Origin of the sequence: Cetobacterium somerae ATCC BAA-474, assembly GCF_000479045.1 — a bacterium.
Lineage (GTDB): Bacteria > Fusobacteriota > Fusobacteriia > Fusobacteriales > Fusobacteriaceae > Cetobacterium_A > Cetobacterium_A somerae.
Map to the genome: position 1 here is coordinate 29774 of NZ_KI518171.1, position 12194 is coordinate 41967.

Here is a 12194-nt window from a genome sequence, read left to right on the forward strand (position 1 = left end):
CCAAAGTTAGTTCCTCCATGGAACATATAGAAGTTTACAGAGATATTGTTTTCTAACATATATTTAAACTCCTCTGCTACCTCTTCACCTTTTCTAGTTATGTGCTCTTGTCCCCAATGATCAAACCATCCTATCCAAAATTCCATAACCATTTTTGGCATATTGCTTTGATATTTTTTAAATAGTTCAAATGACTCCTCTGTCTTTGAACCAAAATTTATTGTTTTCCAAATATGTGGTAATGTTCCTCCAGATAACATCCAATGAGTTGGACCATCTGAAGTAAATAGTGGCACATTAACTCCTCTTTTTATTAAAGCCTCTTCTAAATAACTTAAGTACTTATAATCGTTCCCATAGCTTCCATACTCATTTTCAATTTGAACAGCTATTATTGGGCCTCCATTTGTAGAAAGATATTTTGTGAACTTAGGAACTAGAGTATCATAGTATCTATCAATTTTCTCTATATACGTTGAGTCCATGGTACGAAGTCTTATTCCCTGATATTTTAATAACCATGGTGGCAACCCTCCAAACTCCCATTCTGCACATATATATGGAGATGGCCTTAAAATAACATAAAGTCCTACTTCATCAGCTAAAGATATAAATCTTTCAAGGTCTAACATATCTGAAAAGTTATATTCTCCCTCTTTAGGTTCATGAAGATTCCATGGTACGTAAGTTTCTACACAGTTAAAACCTGCTGATGCTATTTTCTCAAGTCTATCCTTCCACTGCTCAGGTAAAGTTCTAAAGTAATGCATCGCTCCAGATATAAGAAGAGTTCTTTCTCCATCTATCTCTATATGTTCCTCTACAAATCTCATTTCTCCTCCCTATTTTTACCACTCTATTTTTTAAAATTATGTTTTATTTTAATTCTTTTTTATCGAATATACTCTATAAAAACTTTATTTTTTATAAGAATACGTATTCTTGATACGAGTTTATTCTATGAATCTATTTTTGTCAAGAGGAATATTTAATAAAAAAAATTGTTTGACAAATTTATAAAAAAATACTTTAATTGAGTTCACAATAACTTTTGAAAGGTGGTTCTATGAAAAAAACTTTAACTATGAAAGATATAGCAAAATTAGCTGGTGTTTCTCAACCCACTGTATCAAGAGTGGTCAATGGAAATCCAACTGTAGACCCCGAAGTTCGGGCTCGTGTTGAAAAAATAATTTTAGATCAAGGTTTTAAACCAAACTCTAGTGCTAAAACCTTAAGAAGTAGCTCTTCTAAAATAATTGGAGTTATACTTTTTGATCTATCTAACTACTATTACCTAGAGATGATTAGATATGTTGAAAAAGCAGCTAGAGAAAATGGATATACAGTTATTATTCTCAACTCTGGAGGAGATAAAACTTTGGAAAAAGAGCATATTTTAAATCTACAAGCTCGAAATGTGGATGGAATCATTATTGCTCCTGTAGCAAAGGAAAATCTTGAATTTTTAAAAAAGCAAAATGAAAATTTTGTAATTGTAGATTGCAGCTTACCAAATTATCCATGTGTTTATACATCTCTTCTTCAAGGTGGAAAGATTGCCACAGAGCATCTTTATAATTTAAATCATAGAAAAATTAGTTTTATTGGAGCTGATAAAAAAAATATAAAACTTTTAGGAGTAAAAGAGTTTTTCTCTGAAAAGAATTTAAAATTTTCAAATGAGTGGTTTATAGAAACTGATGTCACTAATAGTCATCTTGATAATTTATCTTCAAAACTAGACTCTTTAAAAGATTTTCCTACAGCTTTTATAACATCTAATGATGTTATTGCTTTAAATTTAATAAAAGAACTGGGAAAAAAAGGGTTATCCATACCTGAAGATATATCTATTTTAAGTTTCGATGATACTATTATATCTACAGCTTTAAATATTACAAGTATTAGACACCCTGTGGATTTAATGATGGAAGATGCTATTGATTATCTTTTAAATGGGAATAAAACTATTATACAAAAAAGTCTTAATCCTATTTTAATTAAAAGATCAAGTTGTCATTATAATTCGAAATAAAAATTCATATTTTATAAAATTATTGAAATTTTATACATATTTTTTGTCATTGTTTTTCAAATTGATATTTTTTTATAACAAATGTATAATTTATACAATATTATTAATATAAAAACAAATACATTGTTATATATATTCTGGGAGGAATAAATTGAGAAAATTAAAAATGCTTATACTTGGTGCCACTTTAAGTTTTAGTGCTTTTGCTGGTTTAGTTAATGGAAAAATGACAAAAATAAGATCTTATGAAAAAGGAAATCAAATTAGTTTTGAATCTAAAATACCTAACGTAACTTTTAAAGTTAAAAAAGTAGATATTTTTAAAGCTATGACTAGATATGGTAAAATTATGTCTGTTGCTGATTTTGAAAGAAACGGTATTATTCTTGATGTTGATAGAAAAGTGGTTGTTACTTTAGATAGAAAAGGTGATGGATTATGGATAAAATCTAAAAACAACTCAATGTTTGTAACTGAAAAAGAGTTAGATAAAATAAGAAGATAATTAAAGTGACTGAACTTTGTAAGTTCAGTCTTTTTTTATTATTTTCTCTTTTGAAATTTTATAGCATTTTTTTAGTCTTTAATTTCAAATTGATATTTTTTTCTCATATCTATATAATAAACATCATCGCTACTCAGATACTTATACACTATTTATAGAGATTTTAGGAGGAAACAAATTGAGAAAATTAAAAATGCTTGTATTAACTGCTGCTTTAAGTTTAACAGCTTTAGCTGGTTCAGTTAATGGTAACATGACAAAAATTAGAGCTTATAATGATGGGAATCAAATTAGTTTTGAATCAAGAATTCCTAACTTAACTTTTAAAGTTAAAAAAACTGACATTTTAAAATCTATGACTAGAAAAGGTAAAATTATGTCTGTTGCTGATATTGAAAAAAATGGTATTATTCTTGATGTTGATAGAAAAGCTGTAGTTACTTTAGATAGAGTTGGAGATGGTTTATATATTAAAACTAAAAATAATACAATGTTTGTAACTGAAAAAGAGTTAGATAAAATAAGATCTTAATTTTAATGAGCTGAAAAGCTCATTTTTTTATTTGTATATATTTAGACTTTACTGTAAAATATACATTATCACATAATATTAAAACAATATTTAGAAAGGTGGAAAAATGTTTTTAAATAAAAAGTCTCTACATATATTAAGCTTATTTTTTTCTTTAAATAAATTTAGCTATTCTGATTTAGAAAAAATATTACATATAAAAAAACGTTCTATTGATAATAATATAAATATTATCAATGATTTTTTAGCTCTTAATGAAATTCAAGGAATTCAAAAAGTAAAAGACTTATTCTTTTTGGATTCATCCTCTATAAATAAAATTAAAGAGATTCTGCAGTTTGCTCCACTATCTGTTACTGAAAGAAAAGATTATCTTTTATTACAACTTTTTTTTGACAATACTCTTAATCTAAACATCAATACAGATATTATCCAGACTACTAGAAGAACTCTTAATTATGACTTAAGAGATATAAAACTCTATTTAGAATCAGAGGGTATAAAGATAGAGAGTATCTCTGGTAGAGGTATCTTTCTAAAAGGAAACGAAGCTAAAATAAGAGAGATTTTTGCTATATATTTAAGTAAATATTTAATTAATAAAAATATCAACCATAAGCATTTTACCGACTTAATATATAAATATATAAACGAAGATTTAATTGAATACAATAAAAATTTTGTTTTAAGATTACTAAACAGTATCTCTGTTACCTTAGTTCCAGAGGATTTTTATAAAATTGTTGCTGTACTTTTAGTTAATTCTACTAGAGAAAATAAAATAACTTTTGAAGATGAATATTTTTCACCTAAAAAAGTTACATATCATGAAAACTATGGTAAAACTCTAAATTTTTTAAAAATTAGAGGATTAGATTACTTAAAGTCTTACGAACTAGACTCTATTATTGAAACTTTATTCTATTTAGATATTAAAATTTATGAAACTCCAAATGAATCTACTAAACTATTTATGGATAAAATCAAAGAGAGTTTTAATTTAGAGCTCAATAATAATCTAGAAACTAAAATGAGAGTTTCTAATGTTTTAAGAGTGGGAGATTTTAAAAGTAGATATAACTTCTATGAAAATAAGGAGGTTTACTCTTTTAATAAGCTTCAAAAAGAAACTTTTAAAAAGCTAAAAGAGATTATCCATAATATTTTTCCTAAATTCTATTTAGAGGATATTTTACATCTAGCAATAATTTTGAAAAAACATCAAAACAACAATATTTTAGATCGAGATAAATATAAAAGAGTAGCTATTGTTGATGATACATTTGATCATATGTACGCTAAACTTCTTTCAAAATATTTAAAAAACTTCTCCTATATTGAAGTTGTAGAAATTATTGAAAGTTATGAACTCAACTCTCTTTTAGAGGATGTTTTTCAAGTTGATTATATTATAACCATTGATGATCTACAAAACTTTAAACTTAATATACCATTAATTAAGATAAATAGAGCTTGTTTTCTAGATGATAGCTTTGAATTTTCACAACTTAGTTTAATTATAAAGTAATTGAATTTTGATACCAAAAATTAGTAACTTTTTTCAAATCCTCATTCTTTGAAATATATGCTATTATGTCCTATATTCTTAATCAGTAAAATATTTCGAAGGAGTTTATAGTGAAAAAAAATTTATTTATAATCACCCTTTTAGTATCTACACATATTTTTAGTGCAGATATTAAAAATGAAGTTGGTGGAATGAATTTTCCTGAATTGAAAATTGAAAAAGTTGAAAGTGCCACATATATAGCTTTAGCTAGTAAATCAGGAGAGGCTTATGTTTTTGGTTTAGCAAATGATGTACTTTTAGATGCTCAAAAAGGTATTAAACAAAATGAGGTTTTAGGATTTTATGATAGTTTAGATGAGAATAAATTAGATTCTGAACTTTATAATGTAACTTTTTTAGATAATAAGTTAATAGTAAAGCCAACATATGAAGATTTTACTATTAATTTTACAGAGGATGAAACAAATAAAATATTTAAAGCTGTTAAGGGGGATAAATAACTATGAAAAAGTTTTTAGTAATTTTAGGAATCTTAACTTCTATAAATATTTTTGCTGCAGATATTGTTAAAAATAATATCCCTACAGAAACTGATAAAATTGGAATGTTTATACAAAATAGCAATGCTTATTTTGCCCTACAAACAAAAACTGGTGCTACTGTTACTTTTGGTCTACCTAAATCTGTTTTAATAAATACATTTAAAGATGGCGCTCCAAGATATCAAATCCCTGGAATTATAGCTAACGCTAATAATCCTGAAGAAAGTGCTTTGCAATTTTATCATCTTCAATATGATAAAAAACAAGGTATTCTTATTTTAGATTTTGCTGGTACAGAGGACTACATTGTATTTAATAAAGATGAAGTTCTTAACTTTGGGAAAATCTTAGAACATGGAGGAGTGTAAGTATGAAAAAATTTTTATCAATATTAATGCTTATTATTTTAACAACAACTTCTTTTGCTAGATATCATAGACCTTTACCTCCTGTTGTAAAACACGAGATTGTTAAAGCTCATGTTCGTCATGAAATTAGAAAAGAAGTTAGAAAAGATATTAGAAGAGCTGTAAAAAGAGAGCGTAGAAAAAAAGCCATTGGTGCTGCTATTGTCGGTGCTGCTGTTGTTGGTGGAATCATTGCTAATAATAATTATAACAATAATTACAATAATAATTATAATAATGACTATTATAGACCTGTTCCACAGCCATACTATGGTTATTAATATATATTAGCCCCCGAGAGTTCGGACTTTATATAAAGTCTGGGCTCTTTTCTTTTTTATATACACTTTTCCTCTTTTAAAATACTAACCTATGCATTGAAAATAGAATATTTACTTATTTTTTCACAAGGGATATTATAAAAAGAAAAACAACTACTTACTTGGGGGAGATTTTATGAAAAAACCAAATCTTTTATTTATCTTTGCAGATCAATGGAGAAGAGAAGCAGTAGGCTTTATGAAAAAAGAACCTGTTATAACTCCTAACTTTGATGCTTTTTCTAATGAAGCAGCAATATTTGAAAAAGCTTACAGTAGCTGTCCTCTTTGTTCACCGAATAGAGCGACTATTTTAACAGGTAAAAATCCTATATCTCATGGAGTTATTACAAACTGTAAACCTGGTCTCGAGAATATATTTTTAAAGGAAAATGAAGTTACAATTGGGGATATTTTAAAAACTAATAGATATAAAACTGGATATATTGGTAAATGGCATTTAGATGAACCTGAAAAAAAAGATGATACTCTTCCTCTTTCAGGAGCTAAGGATTGGGATGCTTTTACACCACCTGGTCCTAAAAGACATGGTTTTGACTTTTGGTACTCTTATGGTGCTGATGATAACCACCTTTCTCCTCACTACTGGATGGACTCTCCTGAGATGATCAATATTAACAAATGGTCTGTTGAACATGAAACAGATATAGCTTTAGATTTTATCGATAAAAATAAAGAGGATAACTTTGCTCTTTTCCTATCTTGGAATCCACCTCATACACCTCTTGATCTAATTCCACAAAAATATGTGGATATGTATAAAGATGTTAAAGTTGAAAAAAGAGAAAATGTTATTTTAGAAGATATCGTTGATCATCCAAAAACTATAACTCCATTCTCTTTAGATGAAGCTGGTTATTTAGAGTCCGTAAAAAAATATTATGCTGCTATAACAGGTATAGATGAACACTTTGGAAAGATAGTTGACTACCTTAAGATGAATAATCTATTTGAAAATACTATAATTATAGTAACTTCAGATCATGGAGAGATGTTATGCTCTCATGGACTTTGGAGTAAACATGTTTGGTTTGAAGAAGCTGTTTCTGTGCCATTTATGCTCTCTCATGGAGATAGATATAAAGATAGAAAAATAACTACACCTCTTTCAGGATCTGATATAGCTCCTACAATACTATCTCTTTTAGATTTAAGTATTCCTAAAGAGATGGAAGGCGTTGATCTCTCTCCTACTTTAAAAGGTGAAAAAGTAGATAATATTGCTATCTCTGCATGTTATACTGGAAACCCTAAAGTTTTAAACTCTCTTAAAGAAAGAGGATTAGATACTTTAGCTTACGGATGGAGAGCTGCAATTGATGAGAAATATACTTACGTATATTTTAATGATTACTCTGGAAATGGTATTCCTAAAGAGTTTTTATATGATAATACTAAAGATGAGTATCAATTAAATCCCATTCCTTTAAATGATAAAACTAAGTATCTAAAGGAGTACTTAATAACATGGGGAGAAAAACATAACGATCCTTTTATTAAAATAACTGTTTAAATGAAAAAGAAGTATGGCTCATTAAAATGCCATACTTCTTTATTTTATGATATCTTCTTTAATACAATATTTACTACCTCTCCATTTTTAGAGGTAATACTTAATCTTGTAAAATCTCCATCTATTTCAGATTTTACTTTTGAACTATCTTCAGTAGTGTATTTTCCATTTAAAACAACTAAAGTTGTATGCTCTTTTCCTATATTTCCAATCCAAGGTCTTGAGTATATACTTCTCTCAATCATAACTCCATTCTCATCATACTGCTCCTTATCTCTCCCTTCATATAATCTTAAATCTGGGTCAACAAAGCTCATTTGAATTTCTTTATCCCTCTCTTGAAGAAGAATCATTGAAGGAGTATCTACTGATTCAATAAATCCATTATTTTGTACTTTTCCACTTTCAAATAGTGCATACCCTGTCATATTACTTTTTAAATCTTTAACAATATGACTATTATTATCTTGATTTAAAACCTCATATTTAGGGTTCTTTTTGAATTTCTCTTGTTTTTGTTCATCGCCTTTTATTAAAACACTATAGTGATATTTTCCATTTTTAGGTGCTTTCCCATGATTTATATAAGCTAACTCATAGTTATTTTCTGTTCTTTCACCACTATTTTGATCCCTTGATTCCTGTTTCCCTTTTTTTAGAACTATATCTCCCTCTACAACTTTATACATATTGTTTTGAGAATCTATTATTGTATCTTCCTTTTGTGTATAACTATTTTTCATATTCTGTCCTAGATAGTTTTGAAATAGTGTTGTATGAGTTTCATTTTCACTATCACTGTTTTCAATTCCACTTCCAAGTAAAACAGCTCTATTATCAAAGAAAAACACCGATTTTCTAGCTTTATGGGTTCCATCATATTTTGGATGCTCGTGAAGCTTCATTGCAAACATGCCATTACCATTTAAAGAGTTTCCTCCTGAGTAAGTTTCATCTGAAAGCAACATCTCCTCTACTCCACTTTTAGTATCCACTTGTGAGATACTAGATTTTAATTTTTCAAAAGGTACATCTATCGCTGTAGTTCCTGGAAAGTGTTTCCAGTCCCATCCCTCTTGTACGTATCCACTCTCTTTTAATGAACTTTCTAAAATTTGAAAAGCTCCATAACTCATATATCTGCCATAAAGATTATTTTTTATATATGTCTCATTCCCCACTAAATACCTACTATAGCCCTTTACTCCTGCTAACCACTCATCTCTTCTATGAAGTTGTAGAGATCCCATATTCATTGTCCACGAACCTTTTGGAGCAGTCTCCTCTTTTAACCCCATACCTTTAAATTTTTCTACGCTTTTCCCTTGAGGTGAAAGTCTTAAGTAAGCTTCTGCCAGCTCTTTATCTACACTATTTTCTCCACTTAAAGCCATTAATCTAAAACTTTCTGCATCTATTTTGAATTTTCCATTGGGATGTCTTCCTGTTAAAGATAAAAGATAATTGTACTTGTTAGAATATAACCTTGTTGTTAATACTGCATCTTTTACTATTTTAAACTGTTTCCCTGTAACTGCATAAGGAGTTCCATTTAGATAGTATATTATAGGAACTAAACCTTCAAAAGCCCCCTTTGCATAAGCTGGATAGTTTTGCATATGATGGAAGACTGTACCATCATATTTAAATCCTCCTAAAACTCCTGGAGAATAGTTTATAGAGTTCATTAAATAACTCTGTAATTGATACAACTCTCTTCCCTCTTTCTCTTGGTTTTCATTTAAAAGTATAGCTGTTAACATACCTGGTAACATTGTATTTAATACGTCTATATTTATTCTTAAATTTTCTTTAGGTGTATATATCATTCCCATAGCACTATACCAAGTTACCATCTCTTTAGCTTTATTTACTGTTCCTAACTTAATTAGAGGCTCTTTCATTAAAAAGATTGCTTCATAAATCTCTCTCATTTGATATCCTAAATGATGGATTGTTCCCTGAGAACTTCCCTTTGTCCAACCTTGATCATACATATATTCTAAACTTTCGTTAAACAGTTTAGCTATTGTATCTTTTTCCTGTTTATTATCTGCAGAATTGTACATGTACGCTAACTCTCTTAAGTAGATTCCAAACTCTTTTGTTGCAATATATTTTATTCTATCTTTTTCTTCAGGTTTTAAATCTTTATATATAACTAATCTTTGAATAAACTCTAAGTTTATTTTTTTATATTCTGAAAATTCCTCTGTTTTTTCAGTTATAAGCTCAGGTGTTACTTGAACTTTTTTTAACAGTTTCTCTCTGTATCTTTTTTCAACTTTTTCTATTCCCTCTATATCTTTTTTACTTAAAACTATATTTTTCTGATTTCTATCTATTTGATTATAGTTTTTATATAGTGCCATCCAGTGAGCATTTGCTGCTGTATCTGCCTCTAAATTAATAAAATCTACCTGCTCATCTCTAGCGTTGTGTCTTGGATCTATCAATACTGATGGTATAATTTGATCTATTAATATCTCTCCACCTTCATTAGGAGCTACAAAAGTTATCTCATTCATCCCTTCGATAGGTTCACCTTTCATATCTCTATCATATTGAACCCACATAGTTCTCCAACCTTTAAAGTTCATTTTTATTGGAAACCAACATTTTACTACTCCATCTTTTTTAAACTGCACTAGTAGTTCTCCATCAATTGGATTTTCATTATATATCCACATACTATAACTACTTCTAGCCTTCTCTTGTTCTCCTGTTTTAAAAACTGTGTACCCTACATCACCTAAAATATTTAAAGTTTCTCCCTTTTTAAACTTCCATTTTAAAGAACTTTCTCCATCTTTATACTTCTCTTTGGTAATTGATATTGAATCTTTTATATTTGTTTCTACATTTTTAGGTATTTCATTTTCAAATTGATATACTTTGACTTCTTGTCCATACAAAATTCCCGTTAACATCATAACTCCTAATATTATTTTTTTCATCTTGCGCCCCTTATTATGCCTATAAAAAAACTAGGTATATCTACCTAGTTTTTTATGTTTTTATTTAACACTATTATAGTGGTTATATCCTTTTTGTACAAGTTCTACTGCTTCATTTATACCATTTTGCTGGATTCTATTAATATATGCATCCCAATCTGTGTCTATATCAGAAACACCTAAAATCCATTTTTGCATATATTCCTCTGTTGTTTGATTTACAAGTGCCATAATTTTTTCTAATTTTTTTACATCTTTAGGACTGTATTTTAATATTGGTAGTGGCATTGTTGTATTTTCATTTCTCATATACATATCAAACCCTTGCTTAGCTATATCATTTGAGTATTGATATTCATAGTCTGCATCTTGCTGAACTCCTGGTCCTGAAACTTGAGCACCAACCTCTTGTAAAACTTTTAAAGGTCCTTTTCCATCTGGATTGTTTAATACATAATCTGTAAATACTGGTTTTCCATCTACCATAGTATAATGTTTTCCTTCAATACCAAAGTTCCAAGTTCTTCTTCCCTCTTCAGAGAACCACCAATCCATAAATTTAATAGCTTGCTCTGGATTCTTTGAAGCTGCTGATATTCCCCAACCAATCTCTGGAGTTGTATTTCTTCCTACAGCAACACTTTTCATTCCATCTTTTATTTGAAGAGGCTCTATTGGATAAAATTCAAATCCTGGTATTTGCGTTGTTGCTAAGCTATTATAACTAGCTGTACTTCCAAACCAATCTAAAGTCATTCCTCCAATATTTGTTGGTAATACTGCATCTCTTGCACCCCAACCTCTAGTGAAAACCTCTTTGTCTATCAGACCTTTTTTATACCATTCTGCTGATAATTTAACTGCTTCTTTAAAATTTGGATCTAAAGTTGCAAAAGCAACTTGGTCATTTTCTACATAGAATGTTTTGTATGGTCTTGCACCAAAAATTCCTGTTAAGTTATTTAATGCTGCTTGAATATTTCCACGAACAAAGATTCCAACTTCATCTTTTCTTCCATTTCCATTAGCATCCTGCTCTTTAAATATTGTTAAAGCATTTTCAGCTTCTTCCAATGTTTTAGGAACTGGCAATCCAAACTTTTTTAACCAATCTGTTCTTATGAAAAGTCCAGATGATACACTTAGTTTATCTAAATCATAGTATGTTGGAATTGCATATATTTTTCCATCTAGAGAATACATATCTTTTCTATATAGTGGATTTTCCTCTATAAACTTTTTTATATTTGGTGCATGCTTATCTATTAAATCATTTAAAGGAATCATTCCACCATCGCTACCTAATTTTTCTAAATCTGGAACTCTGTAAGCTATAATGTCCGAGAAATCATTAGAAGCTAGCATAAGATTGTAAGCTTGTGTAGAATCTGTATTATTTTTAGATGCATATGATTTTACTTTTACTCCTGTTGCCTCTTCAGCTTTTTTGTATATTTCCCACTCATCATTTAAAGGCATTCCATTAAAAACTAGAAACACTGAAAGATTTTTATCTTTTGTTGTTCCTGTACTTTTTGAATCCCCATCTTTTGAACATCCATTAAACATAAGCGCTGATAAAAGTAACGCTCCCATTGCTATTTTTCTCTTCATTATAACTTTCTCCCCTTATTTATTATCTAACTAACCATCCACCATCTATAGCTAGAATATGTCCATTTACATAATCTGCTGCCTTTGATGATAAGAATATTGCTCCCCCTACAAGGTCTGATGTTTGTCCCCATCTTCCTGCTGGTATTCTTCCTAATATTTCTGCATTTCTCTTTTCATCGGCTCTAATTGGTGCTGTATTTGCTGTTTCTAT

The 12194-nt window shown here is 28.9% G+C and carries 12 protein-coding genes; 8 read left to right on the top strand and 4 right to left on the bottom strand.

The genetic code is table 11. From position 1 onward, the window contains the following. On the bottom strand, window positions 1-833 hold an 833-nt coding region (locus HMPREF0202_RS08200; protein WP_023050417.1), incomplete at its 3' end, for a glycoside hydrolase family 35 protein. Between the two features lie 233 nt (window positions 834-1066). Here HMPREF0202_RS08200 and HMPREF0202_RS08205 point away from each other — a divergent pair. The 8 genes from HMPREF0202_RS08205 to HMPREF0202_RS08240 all read left to right on the top strand — a co-directional run bounded on the left by HMPREF0202_RS08205 (window position 1067) and on the right by HMPREF0202_RS08240 (window position 7409). After that, on the top strand, window positions 1067-2038 hold the full coding sequence (locus HMPREF0202_RS08205; RefSeq protein ID WP_023050418.1) for a LacI family DNA-binding transcriptional regulator: 972 nt from the start codon (window positions 1067-1069) through the stop codon (window positions 2036-2038). Window positions 2039-2189: 151 nt separating this feature from the next. Continuing rightward, complete coding sequence (locus HMPREF0202_RS08210; RefSeq protein ID WP_040406950.1) at window positions 2190-2543, top strand: hypothetical protein; 354 nt, start codon at window positions 2190-2192, stop codon at window positions 2541-2543. Between the two features lie 178 nt (window positions 2544-2721). Continuing rightward, entirely contained in the window at window positions 2722-3075 is a 354-nt protein-coding gene (locus HMPREF0202_RS08215) for a hypothetical protein (protein WP_040406952.1), read from the top strand. A gap of 106 nt (window positions 3076-3181) precedes the next feature. Further along, window positions 3182-4603: a BglG family transcription antiterminator gene (locus tag HMPREF0202_RS08220; RefSeq protein WP_023050421.1), complete on the top strand. Its 1422-nt coding sequence runs from the start codon at window positions 3182-3184 to the stop codon at window positions 4601-4603. Window positions 4604-4713: 110 nt separating this feature from the next. Further along, a complete protein-coding gene (locus tag HMPREF0202_RS08225) occupies window positions 4714-5106 on the top strand; it encodes a hypothetical protein (RefSeq protein ID WP_023050422.1) in 393 nt (130 codons plus the stop codon). A gap of 2 nt (window positions 5107-5108) precedes the next feature. After that, complete coding sequence (locus HMPREF0202_RS08230) at window positions 5109-5516, top strand: hypothetical protein (protein ID WP_023050423.1); 408 nt, start codon at window positions 5109-5111, stop codon at window positions 5514-5516. A 2-nt stretch (window positions 5517-5518) separates the two neighbouring features. Further along, entirely contained in the window at window positions 5519-5836 is a 318-nt protein-coding gene (locus HMPREF0202_RS08235) for a hypothetical protein (RefSeq protein ID WP_023050424.1), read from the top strand. Between the two features lie 175 nt (window positions 5837-6011). Further along, window positions 6012-7409, top strand: a complete 1398-nt coding sequence (locus HMPREF0202_RS08240; RefSeq protein ID WP_023050425.1) for a sulfatase family protein — start codon at window positions 6012-6014, stop codon at window positions 7407-7409. A gap of 44 nt (window positions 7410-7453) precedes the next feature. Here HMPREF0202_RS08240 and HMPREF0202_RS08245 read toward each other — a convergent pair whose 3' ends face one another. From HMPREF0202_RS08245 to HMPREF0202_RS15515, 3 genes are all read right to left on the bottom strand, one after another. Then, window positions 7454-10366 carry a chondroitinase family polysaccharide lyase gene (locus tag HMPREF0202_RS08245; RefSeq protein ID WP_023050426.1) on the bottom strand — a complete coding sequence of 971 codons (2913 nt, stop codon included), beginning with the start codon at window positions 10364-10366 and terminating at the stop codon, window positions 7454-7456. A gap of 60 nt (window positions 10367-10426) precedes the next feature. Next, window positions 10427-11980 carry an extracellular solute-binding protein gene (locus tag HMPREF0202_RS08250; RefSeq protein WP_023050427.1) on the bottom strand — a complete coding sequence of 518 codons (1554 nt, stop codon included), beginning with the start codon at window positions 11978-11980 and terminating at the stop codon, window positions 10427-10429. 22 nt (window positions 11981-12002) lie between these two features. Beyond that, on the bottom strand, window positions 12003-12194 hold a 192-nt coding region (locus HMPREF0202_RS15515), incomplete at its 5' end, for an SDR family oxidoreductase (protein WP_023050428.1).

Coding starts and splice junctions, on each gene's coding strand:
- HMPREF0202_RS08205 (WP_023050418.1), top strand. CDS start 1,067: ATGAAAAAAACTTTAACTATGAAAGATATAGCAAAATTAGCTGGTGTT.
- HMPREF0202_RS08220 (WP_023050421.1), top strand. CDS start 3,182: ATGTTTTTAAATAAAAAGTCTCTACATATATTAAGCTTATTTTTTTCT.
- HMPREF0202_RS08230 (WP_023050423.1), top strand. CDS start 5,109: ATGAAAAAGTTTTTAGTAATTTTAGGAATCTTAACTTCTATAAATATT.
- HMPREF0202_RS08235 (WP_023050424.1), top strand. CDS start 5,519: ATGAAAAAATTTTTATCAATATTAATGCTTATTATTTTAACAACAACT.
- HMPREF0202_RS08240 (WP_023050425.1), top strand. CDS start 6,012: ATGAAAAAACCAAATCTTTTATTTATCTTTGCAGATCAATGGAGAAGA.
- HMPREF0202_RS08245 (WP_023050426.1), bottom strand. CDS start 10,366: ATGAAAAAAATAATATTAGGAGTTATGATGTTAACGGGAATTTTGTAT.
- HMPREF0202_RS08250 (WP_023050427.1), bottom strand. CDS start 11,980: ATGAAGAGAAAAATAGCAATGGGAGCGTTACTTTTATCAGCGCTTATG.